The following is a 19,425-nucleotide window of genomic DNA, read 5'->3' as shown; positions in this document are numbered from 1 at the left end:
ACGGTTCAGGGCTTGCCAAGCCGAAGCGGAGCGGCTATTCCCGCCTTCATCGGAACGACATGGCCCCGGCTGTGCTGATCGATATGCGCCCGTAGCTCAGCTGGATAGAGCATCAGACTACGAATCTGAGGGTCAGAGGTTCGAATCCTTTCGGGCGCGCCACTTCGGTATAAAACTGCGAACGCCACCAGCCGCCGATTCTACGCCTGCGGCCGCGACAAGTGTCCGTAGCAGTTCGGTTTTCGTGCCGAGGATGCGGATTTCGCTCGGGTCGACGACTTCGACGCGCTGGGCAAGTGCACGCAAATGGTCCCGCCGATAGGTTCCATCTTCGTTCCGCAGCTTGCGTCGAGCGGCGAGCGCGAACCGCCGCAAACTGTCCGACGTGATCGCGGGCCCGAGTCGCTCCACCGCGGAAGTCGCGCGCTCCGCGTCAGCCTGCGCCTGGTCGCGCACCGCGGTGAGTTCTGCGATGCGATCTTTCAGCGACGGGTCGGCCATGTCGACCACGCCGTTCTCGATCGCTTCATAGAGACGCTTTAACTTCGCCTCCGCTTCGGCCGCACGCTTGCGCAGCTCTGCGATGTGCCCGCGACGGCGTTCATTCCATTCCTCACGTCGCTCAAGCAACTGATCCATCATCGTCGTCAAACGCGCCGGATCGAGCAGCCGCCACTCCAGGTGATCGACGACGGCCCGGTCGAGCTTGTCCATCGGCACCGTCAGACCGCGACAACCGCGCTCGCCTTGTCGCGCCTTCGTCGAGCAGGTGTAGTAGCGATACATGCCGCCCGCGCTGCCCTTGCCGGTGCGTAGCGTCATCGCACCGCCACACGATGCGCAGAAGCAAATCCCGGTCAGCAAAGTCGGACCGCTCACCGCGCGTGGCGGCATCCATTTCGGACTGCGCGCCTTCAGCGCCGCCTGGACGGCCTCGAATTCCGCTTCGGTGATGATCGGCGGAACGTCCATGACCGCATGCTCGGCCTGGGGTTTTGCCGTGCGTGTCTTGTGGTCGCGCGTGTTGAACCGATGCTGCCCGATATAGGTCGTGCGCGTGAGGATTTGATGCACCGAGGCGATGCCCCAGCGGCCGCCGTCGCGGGTGCGGATGTCGCGCTGATTGAGATAGGTGGTGATCGACTTGATCCCCATCGGACCGCTGTCGCTGTGTCCATTGAGCGCCAGCCTGTAGATCAGGCGCACCGTGTCGGCGTGGATGGGATCGATCTCCAGCTTCTTTTTGATCTTCGCACCGCGCTGCTCAGCGGCCACGATGCGATAACCGATCGGCGGCAGCGCGCCATTCCAATAGCCCTGGCGCGCATTCTCCTTCATAGCGCGCAGCGTGTGCTTGGCGTTTTCCTTCGACTGGTATTCGTCGAACAGAGTCATGATCTGACGCATCATCACGCTCATCGGATCGTCGCCGAGGTCCTGCGTAATGGAGATCAAACGCACGCCATTCTTGGCCAGCTTGCGGACATAGAATTCGAACTGGAATTGATCGCGGAAGAAGCGTGAGAAGGAGTGGACAATGATGACCGTGAAGGTCGGCGGCTTCACCATCGCCGCATCGATCATCGCCTGAAACGCTGGCCGGCGATCGTCGGTGGCGGTGTTGCCCGGCTCAACGAATTCGGCCGCGACGTCCCAGCCCTTGGCGACGCAATAGGCTGTAATCTGTCGCCGCTGATCGGGGATCGACAGATCGCTCTCCGCCTGCCGTCCGGTCGAGACGCGCAAATAGAGCGCCACCTTGGCAAGCGCAGCCCCAGCCGTCACGTCAGGCGATGCAGGTACTGCGTCGGTCATGGTTCTACCAGTCGTTGGATCGCGTGCATCGGCAGCACCAACCGAAGCGAATCCGGCAGGCGCACGAAACCGTTTCCCTCATAGAAGGCGGCGGCGCGCTCGCTGATGGCATCCACCACCAACATCGAGGAACCGACCGTGGCCGCGCTCGCATACGCGCGCTGCACCGCGTCGGCGAGAAGCATCGCGCCCAGCCGCTCGCCCTGCCGCGCTTCGGAGACCGCGAGCCGTCCGACCAGCGTGGCGCTGACCAGCGGATAGCGCGGGATGTGCTTGCGGGCGACGGCCGGCACGTCGCCCTGCGCAACACCGGTCGCGCATAGCGTATAATAACCTAGCACGACATTCGGCTTGTGCGGCTCCACTAGAATGAAGACCCCGTTCGCCTTGCGCCGAACATCCTGGCTCGCCTGCGTCCGGAGATAACGGTCGAGGCTGTCGACGCCGCAGGAAAAGCCGTCCCGGTTGTGATGCGACGCGAGCGCCTCAATCTTCAAATCTGGCCGAGACGCTGCCATGCTCAGGAAACGACCCGGCGCTTGTGCTCGGCCAGCGCGCGGACCAGCCGCTCGCTTGGCTCAGGCGGATTGACCAGCGCGTCGAAGAATGCCGCGCGGTCGCGATCGGACAGCACTAACGTCTCATGCTCGGCGATCGTCCGGCGTGCGGTGTCGGTGAGCGCGGTCACGCAGAAGTCGCTGACCTTGCGCCGCGACAGATGGGCGGCCCGCTCGATAAGATCCTTCGTCTCTTCATCCAGCCGGAATCCGAGGCGCTCGACGCGGTTGGGCGTTTCCCGTTCGATCTTGGGCTGTTTGCGCGGCATTGGGGTCACTCCTGCCATGGCCTACGTTTCCCCAACAATGTACGTCATACAGACGAACAAATCAATCTCAAAATCCTGCCGCCCATCAGGCCCGTGGCCCGAAAAGCTCGTCCAGCTCTTCGGCGAAATGGCTTTCCAAGACCCTCAACTCGGCGTCCGCGATCGGCACGATTTCGGGCCAGTCGTCCGTCACGGTGATCGCCCCCTCCAAATGCAGCGGCGACCGCCCCGCCCGCGGCGCTGGCGGCTGGGTATAGTCGAAGAGGTCTTCTGGAGCGCCAGACCATACAGGTAGAGCCCGGCGCGAATGTCGCTTCTGGGCCATGCGCCATCATGGAACGGTGTGCGGCACCCATTGCAAGTGCAACGACGAGGCGTCGTGCTGTGGCGTACAACGACAGGGGAACGGCGGGCCATTCCGCGCCTGTGCTCCCAGTCTACAAGAACAAGGTCGTCAACCGATCGCCGATTCACCTTCCCGATCAACTCAACACTTTGTGGAACTTGAGGAGGCGTTCAAAGAACCGCGCGATGACATCTGGGCCGCCGCTACCAACCAGTTCGTTCGCGCCGAAGCGGTAAATCTCGTAGCCGTTCAAGCGTAGATCCCGGTCAGCGGAAACCATGTCTGCATAGGCGGCCAGCGAGGGCTTCCCGTCACGACTGAAATGGTGTGCGCCATCGACCTCGATGACGACCCGTTGATGGTTCGGCAAGAGCATCAAGAAATCCATTCGCTGCCGCGGCAGCGCGGCACGGTGACGTAGGTTCTTCACGACGGCTGGATCATAGTGCAGGTAGACTTGCGGGATGAGCGCTGGCAGCGCCGACCCAAGGCGCGGCTTGTAGAGGCGGAAGTACGCCTCGAACAGATTGCGCTCCGCGTCCGAGGCAAGCGAGACTTGGAGGCGCAGGCCAAGCGCGCGTGCAGAGTCCCCTGAGGCCCCGCCTTCCTGTGCGCCCCACCAATCGACCAACTCGGACCACAGGAGGCCGTCGCGCCGGATCGGACGGTCATAGATCAAACAACTCTCCGCATTCGAGAGAATGACGATGTCGTTGTTGATGGCGTCGCTGAAGCCGATCTCCGGTTTAGGCCCATTGGACGCGAAGATGAGATTCTTCGGGGCGCCGGTGACACCCCGCGTCACTGATCTCAGCCGATAGACCGGATAGCCGGACTCCTCACCCTCGACGGCGAGAACGTAACCATCGCGCCGAAAAACCGCGTTCAGGTGATCGGCCAGGGCCGCTTGAGCCGGACCACGCCGGCCGAGGGGGTGCAGCGCCGCTTCTATCACGCGTGAGAACCGATCGCGCGAGCACGAGAACGCACCGATCTTTTCGAAAAGGTATTCGACGGTCCAATCGCCGAAGTTCGAAATCATGTGCCGCTCGATATCACTCGCCAACGACCGCCCGGCGAAGAAGTCTGCGCTCAAGGTGTCGATGGGAAAGAACCTGCGCACGAGTTCAAGGACATTCTGCTCGCCAGAGAGATCGTCGCCAAAGCACTTGGCCACGTCCCTTCGGGTGATCTCGCTGATCGGAGGCTCTCCCTCTTCAAGGACCGCGGAGCCGGCCTCTTCGAGCGCATAATCACCCCAGTGCGCGCCCAGCCGGCGAGCGACCTCACCCAGCTCACGAGGGGACTTGCCGTCGAGGGCGGCAAGCGCCCTATCACGCTTGCTCACGCCCTCGGCCTCCGCCGCCATGATCAGACCGGCTTCAAGCGCGACGCTCGGCATGACCTGGTGGGTGCAGCGGTCCTTAAGCGCTCCGGCGATCCGAAGCGCAAGATTGCTTGCGCCGCTCATATGGCGATCTCCGGGACGCCTGCGTCGGTCAGCAGTTGAAAGAGGTCCGCTACCCGCCGGCGCTGGCCACGTCCCTGGCAGAACGCGAAGATCGCCCTCTGCTTAGCGCGGGACAGCGCCACAAAAAACGTCGCTAGACCCTCGGGATTTCCGGGCGTGTGGCTCCACCAGGCCCGATCGTCCAAGCCGACGAAGATGACCGTGTCGTACTCCAGGCCCTTGCTCTTGTGTACCGTCATCAACGGAATCTGTGCGACGCCTTCGAATGAGTCGAGGCATGTCGACCAGTTCGCGGCTCCAGCAGTGGACGCCGCCAGGTGCAGCGCAAACGCTTCGACCATGATGGCCAGCAACTCACCCGTTCCGTACTCAAGAAAAGTTCGGGCGACCGCACCCAGATCGAGAAATCCGAAGAGACGACCAGCTATAGCTTGGCTGTTCTCCGCCGTCGGCGCGGTGCGTGCCATTTCTGCTCGAAGATCCCCCAGGAACACAGTGAGTTCCGCTTCGACCTTATGGCAGGCCAACTCATCGTCGGGATCGACCGCGCGCAGGCTTTGGAGCGCGTTCGACGCCAGCCGCCACGCGTCGGGCGCGCGCCGGAGCGCTCCCAGGCGCAGTATCGCGATCGCGATGCGAGCGAGTTCGTCAGCCAACAAATCCTGCAGCGTGGTGCGGCCGAGCGCATGACTTTCATTTCGAAGCCGCAAGCCCGCCTGAGCGAGTGGCCCAGACAGCTCGGCTTCGTAGTCGTCCGATTTCTGTCGGACAAGTAAGGCGTAGTCGCGCGGCGACCGACCGCGACGCGCCATGTCCTCGGCGAGCCATCGGGTGAGATATTCGGCTTCGCCATCTCGCGTCTGACTGTTCCAGACCTGGGCGACATCGCCGTCCACGAGTTGAGCCGCCTGCGCCACGCCCGCGATCACGTTCGCGTCCAGCGCACGGGCGACCACATGTTGAATCCGCACAAGGCCCGGCGACGACCGAAAGTTGAAGGCCAGAGGAATCCGGACGGCACCGAAATCCGCCTCGAAACGCTGAAACGCGTCGAGCCGCGCGCCGGCCCACGCCATGATCCGCTGCTTGTCGTCTCCCACGGCGATCACGGCCGTCCCGCCGTCGGCAAAAGCCGAGAGGAGGAAGTCGTACTGCGCATAGGTCGTGTCCTGGAATTCGTCGACAAAGACGAAGGGATACGTCGCCCGCAGCGCGCGCCGAATGTGCGGGTTCGCCCTCAACAACAGTTCGGCAAGGCGGTTGAGGCTGACAAAGGTAAGCGACGCCCGCGCCCGCTCCCCGATTTGGCCGTACCACCAACGATCAATGGCATATTCCTCGCCAGACTGCGGCTCGGCGCGAACTAGCGGCAGGCGGTGACCACCCACATGTCGCGACTCGAAATCTCCGACGCCCAAGCCCGCAATCGCGGCCTGCCATTGCGGCGGGGCGCCGAGGCGCGTCTGGTCGAGGAATCCTTCAACCTGTCGCCGTGTCGGGAACGCGATATCGTAGGGCCGACCTGGGCGCCAATCGGTCGGGATGGCGGTGGTGAAGCGGTCGACCAAGCCCTTGGTGAAGGCGTCAAAGGTGAGCGAGACGAAGCGGCCCGCCAACTCGGGCGGACATCGTTGCCGCACGCGCGCTGCGAGATTGTCGGCCGCATCGCTCTTGAACGAAATAGCGAGGACCCGATAGGGCGGCGGACAAGCGCCCGTCTCGAGCAGATAAACCGCACGCTGCGCCAAGAACTCGGTCTTGCCGGCGCCGGGTCCGGCGACGACACAGGCGCAGCCGGCCTGACGGAGCGCTCGCCAAGCCTGGGGTTCGAGGTCCTCTATCCCTCGCGGCCGCCAGTCGTCCGGCCGAACGCGCGGCATGGTCAGGCTTCCGCCGGTGCCGGCGGCTCAAGCCGCGCGACGATCGCGGTGAGCAGCGCGCGCAGCTCCTCCGGCGCCCCGGCGGCGAGATCCGCGGCCGCCAGGCCACTCAACACGCGGACGTGCGTGCTCGGCTTGCCCCGGCCGAGGAAGAGGTAGCGATACCAGCGCAGCGGCCCATCCTGATCTGCCGCGTACAGCGCAGGCAACCCGTCGTCGCCGAGCACCGCCGTCCGTGGGTCGCCGCGGTTCGACGGCCCCTGCCGACCGGGTTCGGCCACCTGGTATGCCGCAGGGAAAGCCCGCAACATCGAATAGTCCAGATCAAGCGGCGCGCAGAAGAACACGCCAAATCGGCGCAGCCACTTCACCCAGGCATCAAGACTATTAGCGTCATCGGCGGCGAGGCGATCAAATGCGGCGAGGTTCGCAGCCGGGCCATCGGCGTGAAGGTGTTCGCCGAACAACGCACCCGGTGTGACCCCATTCTCTAGCAGTTGGGTGCATGCCGTCTTTATACGGCCCCAGCCGCCTCCGGCCCGACCCCAGTCGAGGTCCAAGAGCGTTGCGTAGGGAATATCGAGGTCCGTTAGGAGGCGCCAGAGATGGTTCACGTGCCGGCCGCCGAGCGGAACGACGGCCACGAACGAGCGATCAATCGCGAAGTCGAGCGCGTCAGCCAACCGCGGCAACACGACTTCCTCCGAGGCGCCTTCACCCAACACCGCGAAGCGTGCGAAATATAGTTCCGGATAAGTTCGCACTGCCTCACGCACAAATTTCGATGCCGCTTCCTGACCTTCGGGCAGCCGGATCGGACGAACCTTCGCCGTGCGGTCGGCAGGATCGAGGCGAAAATGCCGGACTTGTGTCGGGTCGATGCGCGCGAGAATACTTGGCGAGTGACTGGAGACCACCGCTTGTGCGCGCCTCCCACGTGTCAGGTCTTCGATCTGCCGGATGATCCGCGACAGATAAAACGGCGCGAGATTGTTCTCTGGCTCCTCGACCGCGATCAGCGTCAGGGCAGGCAGCGGGATACCGTCCGCCTGGAAGCCGATTCCAGCCGGGTCCGCAGCGATTCGCGCTTCGACATCCAGGATGGCGGCGGTCATGGCGAGATGGAAAAGCGAACGCTGCCCATCGCTGAGATCGTCGAGACTGCGCTCGCGACCAGCTTCGTCGGGGTGAAAGACGACCTCAACCTTGCGGATGAATTCCTGAAAACGCAGATCGAGCGGTCGAAAGACAGGTGTCGTATCAGTGCCCGCGCTATGCACTTCCTGCCAGCGCTGCTTGACCGCCGCGGCCACCAGATCGACGGCTGCCTCTCCGCCGAACGCCCCGTTCAAGGTGGCGCCGGCTTCGGCGAAAACGTCCCTCACTTCCTGCGACCAGTCGATGGCGCGCCAAAGCCGCCCGCGCAGGAACGCCGTCACCTGCGAAGCGCCATCGCGCGCCGCGGGAACGTAGATCATCTGGATGCGGGCGCGATCGATCGCCTTCAGCTCGATGCAGTCGGCCTCAGTGAAATCTCCGAATGTTCGGATTGCCCAGAATTTCTGTTCGATGGCTCCGTCAAGTGAGCCATCATCGGTCCAAGTAGCCTGCAAGCGCAGGCGGCATTTCAGCCTGCCGGCGTCGTCCGCGGCCATCTGGTGGAAGAACTCTGGCACGGCGGCGTTGTCGCCGCCTTCCGCATCGAGCTCGGGGAAGGCGAGGATCGCTTCGATTACGAAGGCCCGCTGTCGCGCCGGTGCGGCTTCGGCTACCGGCACATGGAAGTCCTGACGCCGCAGGCGGCGTTGGTCGCCCGTCACCCCGAACAGGCGCTGCAGCGCTTGCATGACGGCCGTCTTGCCGGCGCCATTTACCCCCACAAACGCGGTTAAGCCGGACGCGAGGTCGATCGATCGAGGTTCGGGGCCGAAGCAGCGGAAATTGGTCAGGATCAAGCGCTCGATGAACATGAGGAAATCAGTCCCAATAAAGAAGTCGGAAGTGACGACTATCGACCGCCGAGGTTGGTAGCGGGGCCTGGACGTATTCAATGCGGCAAGTCTTCAGTAAATCTGCTAAGGACGACGGATCAGGGGGCGGGCGCGACAACGCGGGCCAATTCATGGTCCATCCAGACCCCTGCCAAGTCATGGGGCGAGGATCGGTGGGTTGGCCACAGCGGCGGGTCCGGATCACCAACTGAACGGCGACTTTGCCGGCGCCGATGACCTCCTGTGGGCGGCCCAATCCGGCGGCCTGTCGGGCCTGGGCCCGGTCAGCGTAGACCGCTCGGGTCGTCTCGGCCCACTGATTGAGATGCTGATGGCGCGCCGCGAAAACCCTATCGCTTTTGCCCAGGTCCGCTTCGCTGCGCCCTTCGCGTCCGTCATCGAAGCAGCGCTCGACCACGGCACCATCGCGGGCAGCGGTTACGCCGCGCATCACGGTGCGTTCCCGCTGGCTCGCTTCGCCGAGACCGGCGATGGATCCGATCAATGGGCGCTTTGGCGAAGCCGCGCCGAACAGGCGGCGGTCGCAGTCGGGTTCGGCAAACCGCTTGCCGCGGCCATCATCGGCGCCATGGGCGAACTGCAGGAGAATGTCTTCCGGCATAGCGGCCGGCCGGAGACCGGACTGGTGGCCTTTGCGGCGATACCGAGCGCCTTTGAAATCGTTGTCTCGGATGCCGGGGTCGGCGTGCTGGCCAGTCTGCGTGAAAACGCAGACTATAGCGGCCTTGTTGACGCCGGCACCGCGCTCAGAGTCGCCGTCGAGGACGGCGAATCGCGTTTCGGCCGTGCCAGCGGCGCTGGGTTCGGAATGGGGCAAATGTTTCGTGCGCTCGCGAACCATGATGGAGAGCTACGTTTCCGCAGCGACGATCACGCGCTTGCTGTTCGCGGTCACAGCCCCAGCCTGCAAGGAAGCGTCGAGCTCAGCCATAAAGCTCGGCTGGGCGGGCTGACGATTAGCGTCCGCTGCCGGGCGCCGAACGGGCGCTCGCACCCGTGAGGCGTTAGGCATGGCGAGCCTTGGCGAGCTCAACGCGAGGCGGACGGTGGTGACGTTGTGCGCCAGCAACTCGTCGATTGGATCGCCTTTTGGCGTCGGGGCGCGGAGCCAACGCAGACGGCCTGCCTCGGTGATCGTGGCGCGGCGGCGCTTCAGTGCACGGCTGAAAGCCTCGGTCTCGATGAGGATGACCTGAGCGAAGGACGCCCGAAGCCGCGGCAGCATGCGAACACCGCCGCGCAAGACGAGGATGAGGGGCCTGCCCGCCGTGCGGGCAAGAGCGCAAAGCCGTTCGACATGCCAGTCGATCCGGTTCGGATGGCCTGCGCCGGTTCCGAATTCGAAGGCAACGATCTCCACCTCCGGCCGGGCCGCGACGAATTGCGTCCAACGGGCATAATCGAAGTCGGTGCGGGCGTTCAAATGTAACGCCGCGGGAATCCCTGCGGCCATCAGCTCGGCCCAGGACAAGGCGATGCGCTTCATCCCGTGAAGATTGTCCGGACGGGGAACATTGGTGAACAGGCTGAAGTTTGGGGTCGTCACCAGTGCGATTCCGAGATCGCGCAGGGTCTGCATTACCTTGGCGCGGTCTGCGAACTCCCACCAACGCTCGACCTTGAAGTCGCGATCGACGCCAGTGGCGACTATGATCGCATTGTCCGGGATCAAGAAGCGCGCCGCCAGCTCGGCACGGTTACGGACATGCGGCTCCCCGGTCCCCATGTGAAAGATCTCGTAGAGCGGAACGGCGACGACATGCTCCGCGAGCGTTCCGGTTCGACTGTACTTGTGACCAATGAGAGGTATGTGGTCAGGAAGCGGAGAGGCGACAACCGGCACAACCCGTGGCGTCGTTTCCAGATCGAAGCCGCCGATTTCCATCAGCCGCTCGAAGAAGGCCAGTGGCTTCCGACGGCATACCATGTCGCACGTCTCTTGGTTCGCGCAGGAACAGAGGTCGCCGCAGTCGAAGATGCCGGCCTCGGTATGAAGCCCCCCACATGCCTTGAAGTCCGGGCAACCGCGGCAACCGAGCCAGAGCGCATTGCGCTGGGCATCGTCCTGAAGGCGCGGCGATGGACGGAAATCTCGAGTGGGTTCGTGAGCCGGCCGACGGTTCATTTGAGCTTGAGCTCCGCGGTGGTGCCAAAGCCCCCGATCCGCTCGACTGTGGCCGGGGCGAGCCCATGCTGCGCGGCCAGCGCTCGCGTGACGTCCGGAGGCGGATTGACGACACATGCGATCTGCCGATGCCCGTCCATCACGGCCAGGTCCCCCGATGCAGTCGTCTGCACGAGGTAGGCGCCGCCTTCCCGAGGGGAGCATCCCGGCGTCAGCGTCGCCGTCACCACACGGCTCTCCGCGCTCAAATTGACGTCGAGCAAGGTCGGCGTTTTCAGGCGATTAAGGCCCTTGGCCCAACGCTTGACATAGGGCTTACCGGCTTGGCCCCGGATGTAATCGATACCCATCAGTTGACCTCCAGGACGGGCGCGAAGGTTTTGGTTTTGCCACCGCGGCGCTCGATCAGGAGTCCGCGGTTGGCGAGGTTCGTCAGACGGTTGTTCCAAGCCGTCGGCCCCACACCCGACTCGCCGCCACCGGCCGCCGCCAGCGACGGGGCGCTTGCCGCGCCGAGCTCGAGCACCCGATCGAAGGTCTCGCGCTGCACGTCGTCGAGCTCACCAAGCAACCGAGCGTTCCGAACAACACCGGCGGCGCTGATGTCGCAGGCCCACAGCGCGTCGCCGCGATGCCGCAGAAAGAAGCTTAGTTCCTCAGTGACCACCTCGGCGGCATTTGCGACCACGGGATACAGGTTCGGCATTGTCGAGCGCGCGTAGTCCCGGAAGGCCACCACGCTTTCGCGCAGGAAAGACGCCGTCGCAACTTCGACGCCGGAGAAGTCCAGAAAGGCGGGTTCTGGCTCGGGCGGCGCGGGCGCTTTCGCAACCAGCCGCGCAAATAGGCTCCGGCCGGGCTGCGCGCCCGTCAATATTCTGTCCCCACCCGCGAGAGCTTTGATCTCTAAATGCACGACTCACCATCCTCACTATGCGCAGTGAGAATGGTGATGGCGCTATCGTTTGTCAAGGGCCGCGATCCAGGCAGCGACGGGTCGGCGCGCGTGCCCCCGCCTGCCCGCTTGTCGAGTGTCGATTATCACCATACCCTCGAACAGGCGATGAGCAGTACGATTCGACAGGCTATGCACCCAGGAACGACCATCCGGCGAGACTGCATTGAAAAGAACGGATTGAATGTGACCGACGCGGCGCGAATCCTCGGCGTCGATCGGCAAACCCTCAGCAACTTGCTGAACGCCCGATCCGGCATCTCGCCCGAGATGGCTGTTCGGCTGGAAAAAGCGTTCGGTACGCCAGCCCGTGAATGGTTGATCCGTCAACTCGACTATGAATTGGCCGGGGTCATGCGCCGGGTCAAAAAGATCAAAGTTGAGCCTTTCCAAGCTACAACGCAGGCGCCCGCGGAAAGGCAAGGGGAAGCATGAACGCCGTTGAGATCGAGGAGGCCATATCCATCCTCGCCGAGCAGCCGTTCGACTCCGAGCAGTTTCCGTTCGCGTTCCTTCAAGCCTTCGGCAACAAGGAAACGACAATCAAGCGGCTGCGCAAGGGCGAGTCAAACAAGTCCGACCTGGGCGGCATCCTTCAGACCAACAACATCCACATCATCGTCGCTGCTCCCGGCGACGTCACGAAGACGCTAGCCGCGTTGAAGGCCAGCCCGGCGACCGCGAGAGCCAAGGCAAAGTTCGTTCTGGCGACCGATGGGGACACCTTCGAAGCCGAGGATCTGGCAAGCGGCGAGACTGTCGCCTGTGCCTATGCCAACTTCCCGGATCATTTCGGTTTCTTCCTGCCGCTCGCCGGCATCACGACCGTCAAGCAGGTCCGCGACAGCTCTTTCGACATCAGGGCCACCAGTCGTCTCAACAGGCTCTATGTCGAACTGCTGAAGGACAATCCCGCGTGGGGCACAGCCGAGCGCCGCCCCGACATGAATCACTTTATGGCGCGACTGATCTTCTGCTTCTTCGCCGAAGATACCGACATCTTCGGGGGTACGCGGCGCTTCACCTCCACCATCGAGCAAATGAGCGCCAAGGACTCGTCCAACACTCACGAGGTGATTGGTACGATATTCGTCGCCATGAACATAAAAGGGCCGGATCGCGCGGCGGCCGGGATCCCCCGGTGGGCCGACCAGTTCCCCTATGTAAACGGCGGTCTCTTCTCCGGCAGCATGGAGGTGCCACGCTTCAGCCGCATCGCGCGCGCCTACCTTCTCCATATCGGCAATCTCGATTGGACCAAGATCAATCCCGACATCTTCGGGTCGATGATTCAGGCCGTGGCAGAGGACGAGGAACGCGGCGCGCTCGGGATGCACTACACGAGCGTCCCGAACATCTTGAAGGTCCTCAATCCTCTGTTCCTCGACGACCTGCGCGCTCGGCTCGATGAGGCCGACGACAATCCTCGGATGCTGCTGAACCTGCGCAAGCGAATGTCGCGGATTAGGGTCTTCGATCCGGCCTGCGGCTCCGGCAACTTTCTGGTCATCGCCTACAAGCAGATGCGGGAGATCGAAGCCGAGATCAATCGGCGGCGCGGTGAGCTGGATCGGCGAAGCGAAATCCCCCTGACCAACTTCCGTGGGATCGAGCTGCGTGACTTTCCAGCGGAGATCGCGCGCCTCGCCCTCATCATCGCCGAATACCAGGGCGACGTACTCTATCGCGGCCAGAAGGAGGCCCTACGGGATTTCCTGCCGCTGGACGCCGAAAACTGGATCACTTGCGGCAATGCCCTGCGTCTCGACTGGTTGAGCATTTGCCCGCCTACAGGGACCGGAGTGAAACATCAAGCAGAAGACCTATTTCATTCGCCGCTTGACCAGGCTCAGATCGATTTTGAGAACGAGGGCGGCGAAACGTATATCTGCGGCAACCCGCAGTTTAAGGGTGCCAGAAAGCAAAATAAGGCACAAAAAGAAGATATGGCTTTCGTTTTTGGAGGCGGGAATGACTTTAAAGACTGCGATTATGTCACCGCCTGGTATTTGAAAGCATCGGAATTCGCAAAGTATTGCGATGCAACTTTTGCATTTGTATCCACCAGTTCGGTTAGTGAAGGCGAGCAAGTCGCCCATCTGTGGTCCCGACTCTATGACGCTGGTTGTCATATCATTTTTGCGCACCGAGGCTTCAAGTGGAGAAACAACGCTTCAAACAACGCCATTGTACAATGCGTAATCATTGGCGTGGGCCTGTCTAAGCCAGGTCGATGCGAATTGTATGAAGGGGAGATAAAGAGGGAGGTGGAATCGATTTCCCCATATCTCATCTCCGGACCAGAAGTTTATGTGGAGGCGCGAAGTAAGCCATTGTCTCTCGAGCTAGACCCAATGGTTTCGGGCAGCATGGCTCGGGACGGCGGCAACCTAATCCTCACGTATGACGAGGCAAATGAGTTTGTCCTCCATAATCCTTCAGCACGAGCGTTTTTTCGTGGACTAGTAGGCTCCCAGGAGTTGGTGCATCACAGAAACCGCAGGTGTCTTTGGATAGAGGATGATCTTCTGTCTCTGGCGATGACAATCCCTGCTGTTGCCCACCGGATCGACGACGTACGGTCCTTTAGAAAGAATTCGTCTGCTAAGACAACCAATGCGTATGCTGCGATCCCTCACAAATTCGCCCAACGCGCTCATAAAGAAATTACATCTATTGCAGTAGCAAAAACCTCTTCTGAAAACAGAGAATACATTCCAGCCGATATATTTAGCAACGAAACTGTAATATCGGACCTGGCTTTTGCCATCTATGACCCGCACTTATGGGAGATTGCAATTGTCCTTTCCAAACTGCATCTGTCGTGGATAGCAACTGTTTGCGGTAGACTGGAAAGTAGGCTCCGGTACTCTTCTACGCTCGGTTGGAATACCTTTCCTCTTCCTAGTCTTACAGAGAAGAACAGGGCCGATCTGACTCGCTGCGCCGAGGACATTCTGTTGGCGCGCGAAGCGCATTTTCCCGCGACGATCGCCGATCTCTACGACCCTGAAAAGATGCCCGCGGATCTGCGTGAAGCGCACGAGCGCAATGACGAGGTGCTCGAGCGCATCTATGTCGGCCGGCGGTTCCGCAACGACACCGAGCGGCTGGAAAAACTGTTCGAGCTGTACACCAAAATGGTCCTGTCACCGGGCGCGGCGAAGAAACGCAAGGCGGAGGCACGCGCATGACCGACGAAAAGAAAATGGTTCCATCCGTCTCGGTCTCCTATGCCCGCAACGGCAACTCGACCAAGGCCAACTCCCTCGGCATGCGGCCGATGCAAGAGCGCGCCTATGAGAAGCGGGGCGAGCAGTATCTTCTCATCAAGTCCCCGCCGGCCTCGGGCAAGAGCCGCGCACTCATGTTCATCGCCCTCGACAAGCTCCACAATCAGGGCCTCAAGCAGGCGATCATCGTCGTGCCGGAGAAATCCATCGGCGCGAGTTTCAACGACGAGCCGCTGACCAAGTTCGGCTTCTGGGCCGACTGGACCGTCACACCGAAATGGAACCTCTGCAACGCGCCCGGCGAAGATGGCGGCAAGGTCAATTCGGTCGGCGCATTCCTCGCCAGCGAAGACAAGGTGCTGGTCTGCACCCATGCCACCTTCCGCTTCGCCGTAGACAGGTTCGGCCTGGAACTTTTCGACGACCGGCTGATCGCCGTTGACGAGTTCCACCACGTATCCGCCAACCCGGACAACAAGCTCGGTCTGCATCTCGGCCAGTTCATCGCCCGCGATCGCGTGCATGTCCTGGCTATGACCGGTTCCTATTTCCGGGGCGATGCCGAAGCCGTGCTCGCTCCGCAGGACGAGTCGAAGTTCGATACCGTCACCTACACCTACTACGAGCAGCTCAATGGCTACGAATATTTGAAGCAGCTCGACATCGGCTATTTCTTCTATTCGGGTTCCTACGCCGACGACATCCTCAACGTACTTGACCCAGCCGAGAAGACGATCATCCACATTCCGAGCGTCAATTCACGAGAGAGCACAAAGGACAAGATCAGGGAGGTCGAGCACATCATCGAGGAGTTGGGCGAATGGCAGGGGGCAGACCCCGCCACCGGCTTCCAACTGGTCAAGACGGCGGAAGGCCTTGTCCTTCGAATTGCCGACCTGGTTGATGACGACGCGGCCAAGCGCGACCGAGTTGCGGCCGCGCTGAAAGACCCGGCGCAGAAAAACAACCGCGACCACGTGGACATCATCATCGCTCTCGGCATGGCGAAGGAAGGCTTCGACTGGATTTGGTGCGAGCACGCGCTGACGGTCGGCTATCGGTCGAGCCTCACCGAGATCGTGCAGATCATCGGTCGCGCCACGCGCGATGCGCCGGGCAAGACTCGCGCGCGCTTCACCAACCTGATCGCCGAACCCGACGCCTCCGAGGAAGCCGTCACCGAAGCGGTGAACGATACGCTGAAGGCCATCGCGGCGAGCCTGCTCATGGAGCAGGTGCTGGCGCCACGCTTCGAGTTCAAGCCCAAGAACCCGCAAAACGGACCGACGCCCGGCTTCGACTATGGCGAAGACGGCTATGATCCCAACAAGACCAATGTCGGCTTCAACGAGGAGACGGGGCAGTTCCAGATCGAGATCAAGGGTCTCGTAGCGCCGAAGAGCGAGGAGGCGCAGCGCATCTGCCAGCAGGACTTGAACGAGGTCATCGCCGCCTTCGTGCAGGACAAGGCGACGATCACGCGCGGCCTGTTTGATGGCGAACACGCTGGTGGCGAGACCTTGGCAGAAGAGCTGACCCAGCTTCGCATGGGCAAGATTATCAAGGACAAATTTCCCGAGCTGGACGAGGAGGACCAGGAGGCCGTGCGTCAGCACGCCGTCGCCGCTCTGAACCTCACGCAGAAGGCCAAGGAAGTCGCCTTGGGCGGAACCGATGGTGATGGCGACAAGAGCCCGAACACGGCCTTCATCGAGGGTGTTCGCAAATTCGCAATGGACGTGCGCGAGCTGGACATTGACCTGATCGACCGCATCAACCCCTTCGGCGAAGCCTATGCCATCCTCGCCAAGACCATGAGCGAGGAGAGCCTGAAGCAGGTTGCGGCCGTGATCGGGGCCAAGCGTGCCACGTTGACGATCGAGGAGGCGCGCGAGCTTGCCAAGCGGGCCTTGAAGTTCAAACAGGAGCGCGGCCGACTCCCCTCGATCACCTCGCCAGACGCTTGGGAAAAGCGCATGGCCGAAGGCGTGGCCTTCCTTCAACGCATGAAGGCGGAGGCCGCGCGTGGCTAAGGGCTTCACCGACGAGGATGACGCGCTTCTCGAAGAGCTTGGCGTCGAGGTCGAGACGAAGAAGGAGTCGAGCCGGATGCCGCGCGAAGAGCGCGTCGTGGCCGGCTTCGAGGAGATTCAGCGTTTCGTCGAGAAGCACGGCCGCCCTCCGCATCACGGCGAGGACCGTGACATCTTCGAGCGCCTTTATGCCGTGCGCCTCGATCGCCTGCGCGAGTTGGCCGATTGCCGCAGCTTGCTCGCTACCTTCGATCACCAAGGGATTCTGGCCAGCGCGGAGCCTGCCGTAGGCAATGTGCCCGACGAACTCGACGATGATGAGCTTCTGACGCAACTCGGGGTAGACGCCGAGCCGAGCGACATCACGGAACTCCGGCATGTCCGGTCGGCTGCGGAGAAACGCGCGGCCGAGGAAATCGCCAATCGCCAGACATGCGAGGACTTTGAGACCTTTAAGCCGCTGTTCGAGCAGGTGCAAAAGGAGCTCAGCGCTGGCCTGCGGCAGACTCGGCGCTTCGAGCGAAAGTCCGAGATCGCGCCCGGCCGATTCTATATTCTTGGCGGTCAGAAAGCCTATGTCGCGACGATGGAGCAACCTGCCACCAACGAGCATGGCAACATCGACGCCCGGCTTCGCGTGATCTTCGACAACGGGACCGAGAGCAATTTGCTCATGCGGTCGCTTCAGAAGGCCCTGCAACAGGACGACGCCGGCCGACGGATCATCGAGCCTTCGGCAGGTCCGCTCTTCACCGATCAGAACGAAGACGGAGATGAGGCCAGCGGCATTGTCTATGTGCTGCGCAGCAAATCCGATCATCCCGTCGTCGCAGCCCACCGTGACGTTCTGCACAAGATCGGCGTGACCGGCGGCGACATTGCGCGCCGTCTCGCCAACGCAAAGCTCGACCCGACCTTCCTCATGGCCGATGTCGAGGTAGTTGCCACCTACGAGCTGTTCAACATCAACCGCACCCGGCTGGAGAACCTGATCCATCGGATCTTCGGCACCGCCCGCCTCGACATCGAGATCAAGGACCGTTTTGGCCAGCCAGTCATCCCGCGCGAGTGGTTCCTCGTTCCGCTCTTCGTGGTCGATCAAGCCATCGAGAAAATCAGGGACGGAACGATCACCGGCTACATCTATGATCCGAAGACCGCCTCGCTCACGCGCGAAGTCCGCTAAGGGTCGTTGCCATTCCCTTGCGCTCCATGCGATCGCAAACGGTCAGCCCGCACGCGGGTTTGAAGGGCAAGGCTTCCAGCGTCCGATGATTTACGCGAAGGCATAGAGCGGGTCTGGTGCCTCTACTTCTTTAGTCCAGCCTCGCTAGAGGAAGAGGGCTGCGGCTGTCGCCGTGACGGGTTGAGGGTCGAGAGAGAGGCTCCCGGCCGGCCCGTCATGGAGATTCCGCCATGACCCAGATAAGCACTATCACCGATCGGGACATCCTCGGTCCACCGCCGGTTTCAGCCGGCTATAAAGTCGACATCTCGCGCGGCGAACGGATCGGGCGGGTGTCGTCCGAATGGTTCTCGCGGCCAGACGACGAGCGCTATCTGTCGCTTAGCGCCCTCTACGCCGCCGTTCGCGCACGCGCCGACCGCGCCACCGCCCGCACCGTCGAGACCCGGACCCTTCGTGTCGAGGCGAGTCGTGATAACGCCGAACGCCTGGCCCTGATCGTGCCCGGTCGCGAGGAGCCCATCGCTCCAACGCACTGGTCATTCGGCCAGATGTGTAGCCTGGTCGGCGCGCCCGCCGGCTACATGCGGCAGCTCCCCGCGCCGCTGGCTGGCATCAACATGCAGCACGGGCTGCTCTCGCACCGCGCCGAGCTGGTGAAGACGCTGGAGGCGGATGACGGGCGCATCGAACTGCGCGCCGTCACCGGCCCAGACTATGGCCGCATCTGGGACCATGAGCTGGTCGCGGCGGTCATGAAGATCGCCGGCGAGGGCACGGGCGATACGCGCTGGAAGGTACCGGGCCTGCTCGACTGGTCGACCATGACGCACAATCCGTTCGTCGAAGTGACCAAGGATACGACCACCCTCTACGCCTCCGATCGCGATGTCTTCCTCTTCCTGGTCGACGACGCCCATCCGATCGAGGCCGGCCGCCTCCCCAACGGCGATCCCGACCTCTACTTCCGCGGCTTCTATTGCTGGAACAGCGAGGTGGGCTCCAAGACGCTGGGCATGGCGTCCTTCTATCTCCGTGCCGTTTGCATGAATCGCAATATCTGGGGCGCCGAGGGCTTCGAGGAGATCTCGATCCGCCACAGCAAGTTCGCCAGCCACCGTTTCGCGCACCAGGCGGCGCCGGCGCTGGAACGCTTCGCCACGTCGTCGCCCGCGCCGTTTCTGGCGGGGATCAGAGCCGCTCGCGAGCAGATCGTGGCCCGCAAGGATGAGGATCGCGAGAGCTTCTTGCGCAGGCGCGGTTTCTCGCGTCCCGAGACCGAGAAGATCATCGCCACCGTGCTGGAGGAAGAAGGCCGCCCGCCGGAGTCGATCTTCGATTTCGTCCAGGGGATCACGGCGCTCGCCCGAACCAAGCCGCATCAGGATGCGCGGCTGGAGCTGGAGGGTAAGGCCGCGAAACTCCTTTCCAGCGTCCAGTAATACCGGGAGGCGTGGAGCCGGGTCCACGGCTCCACGCCTTTACGATTCCGCGCAGCCCCAGCCTCCTAGAGGAAGAGGGCTGCGCTCGCTTCGTGACGGGT

The 19,425-nt window shown here is 62.5% G+C and carries 15 protein-coding genes and 1 tRNA gene; 6 read left to right on the top strand and 10 right to left on the bottom strand.

The annotated features are described in order from the left end of the window. Positions 1-85: 85 nt before the first annotated feature. Positions 86-162 (top strand) — tRNA-Arg (locus ACTIF2_RS06065). Here the strand turns inward: ACTIF2_RS06065 and ACTIF2_RS06060 are convergent. From ACTIF2_RS06060 to ACTIF2_RS06015, 10 genes are all read right to left on the bottom strand, one after another. Beyond that, positions 133-1,815, bottom strand: coding sequence for a recombinase family protein (locus ACTIF2_RS06060; protein ID WP_439496146.1), 1,683 nt, complete (start codon positions 1,813-1,815; stop codon positions 133-135). The genes ACTIF2_RS06065 and ACTIF2_RS06060 overlap by 30 nt on opposite strands. Then, a complete protein-coding gene (locus ACTIF2_RS06055; protein WP_439496145.1) occupies positions 1,812-2,312 on the bottom strand; it encodes a GNAT family N-acetyltransferase in 501 nt (166 codons plus the stop codon). The genes ACTIF2_RS06060 and ACTIF2_RS06055 overlap by 4 nt, the downstream gene beginning before the upstream one ends. Positions 2,313-2,335: 23 nt before the next feature. Continuing rightward, positions 2,336-2,641: a type II toxin-antitoxin system TacA family antitoxin gene (locus tag ACTIF2_RS06050; protein ID WP_439496144.1), complete on the bottom strand. Its 306-nt coding sequence runs from the start codon at positions 2,639-2,641 to the stop codon at positions 2,336-2,338. 85 nt (positions 2,642-2,726) lie between these two features. Then, positions 2,727-2,966, bottom strand: a complete 240-nt coding sequence (locus ACTIF2_RS06045) for a hypothetical protein (RefSeq protein WP_439496143.1) — start codon at positions 2,964-2,966, stop codon at positions 2,727-2,729. A 157-nt stretch (positions 2,967-3,123) separates the two neighbouring features. Further along, positions 3,124-4,458, bottom strand: a complete 1,335-nt coding sequence (locus ACTIF2_RS06040; RefSeq protein WP_439496142.1) for an AbiJ-related protein — start codon at positions 4,456-4,458, stop codon at positions 3,124-3,126. Next, positions 4,455-6,338, bottom strand: a complete 1,884-nt coding sequence (locus ACTIF2_RS06035; RefSeq protein WP_439496141.1) for a UvrD-helicase domain-containing protein — start codon at positions 6,336-6,338, stop codon at positions 4,455-4,457. Before ACTIF2_RS06035 ends, ACTIF2_RS06040 begins: the two co-directional genes overlap by 4 nt. Before the next feature lie 2 nt (positions 6,339-6,340). Then, the gene (locus tag ACTIF2_RS06030) at positions 6,341-8,308 is read right to left on the bottom strand and encodes an ATP-dependent nuclease (protein WP_439496140.1); all 1,968 of its coding nucleotides are present in this window, start codon (positions 8,306-8,308) and stop codon (positions 6,341-6,343) included. An 892-nt stretch (positions 8,309-9,200) separates the two neighbouring features. Then, positions 9,201-10,475, bottom strand: coding sequence for a hypothetical protein (locus ACTIF2_RS06025; protein ID WP_439496139.1), 1,275 nt, complete (start codon positions 10,473-10,475; stop codon positions 9,201-9,203). Further along, positions 10,472-10,825, bottom strand: a complete 354-nt coding sequence (locus ACTIF2_RS06020; protein WP_439496138.1) for a hypothetical protein — start codon at positions 10,823-10,825, stop codon at positions 10,472-10,474. Before ACTIF2_RS06020 ends, ACTIF2_RS06025 begins: the two co-directional genes overlap by 4 nt. Beyond that, entirely contained in the window at positions 10,825-11,391 is a 567-nt protein-coding gene (locus tag ACTIF2_RS06015) for a hypothetical protein (RefSeq protein ID WP_439496137.1), read from the bottom strand. Before ACTIF2_RS06015 ends, ACTIF2_RS06020 begins: the two co-directional genes overlap by 1 nt. A 36-nt stretch (positions 11,392-11,427) precedes the next feature. Here ACTIF2_RS06015 and ACTIF2_RS06010 point away from each other — a divergent pair, with 36 nt between their 5' ends. The 5 genes from ACTIF2_RS06010 (at position 11,428) to ACTIF2_RS05990 (ending at position 19,324) form a co-directional block, all read left to right on the top strand. Then, the gene (locus ACTIF2_RS06010) at positions 11,428-11,865 is read left to right on the top strand and encodes a HigA family addiction module antitoxin (RefSeq protein WP_439496136.1); all 438 of its coding nucleotides are present in this window, start codon (positions 11,428-11,430) and stop codon (positions 11,863-11,865) included. Continuing rightward, positions 11,862-14,624 (top strand): class I SAM-dependent DNA methyltransferase, encoded by a 2,763-nt coding sequence (locus ACTIF2_RS06005; protein WP_439496135.1) that lies wholly within the window; start codon positions 11,862-11,864, stop codon positions 14,622-14,624. The genes ACTIF2_RS06010 and ACTIF2_RS06005 overlap by 4 nt, the downstream gene beginning before the upstream one ends. Beyond that, on the top strand, positions 14,621-16,696 hold the full coding sequence (locus ACTIF2_RS06000) for a pseudomurein-binding repeat-containing protein (RefSeq protein ID WP_439496134.1): 2,076 nt from the start codon (positions 14,621-14,623) through the stop codon (positions 16,694-16,696). The genes ACTIF2_RS06005 and ACTIF2_RS06000 overlap by 4 nt, the downstream gene beginning before the upstream one ends. Continuing rightward, a complete protein-coding gene (locus tag ACTIF2_RS05995) occupies positions 16,689-17,882 on the top strand; it encodes a GIY-YIG nuclease family protein (RefSeq protein ID WP_439496133.1) in 1,194 nt (397 codons plus the stop codon). The genes ACTIF2_RS06000 and ACTIF2_RS05995 overlap by 8 nt, the downstream gene beginning before the upstream one ends. A 230-nt stretch (positions 17,883-18,112) precedes the next feature. Beyond that, positions 18,113-19,324, top strand: a complete 1,212-nt coding sequence (locus ACTIF2_RS05990; RefSeq protein WP_439496132.1) for a DUF932 domain-containing protein — start codon at positions 18,113-18,115, stop codon at positions 19,322-19,324. Positions 19,325-19,425: the final 101 nt, after the last annotated feature.

Origin of the sequence: Allobosea sp., assembly GCF_051860145.1 — a bacterium.
Lineage (GTDB): Bacteria > Pseudomonadota > Alphaproteobacteria > Rhizobiales > Beijerinckiaceae > Allobosea.
This window is presented reverse-complemented; position numbering and strand designations above follow the sequence as displayed.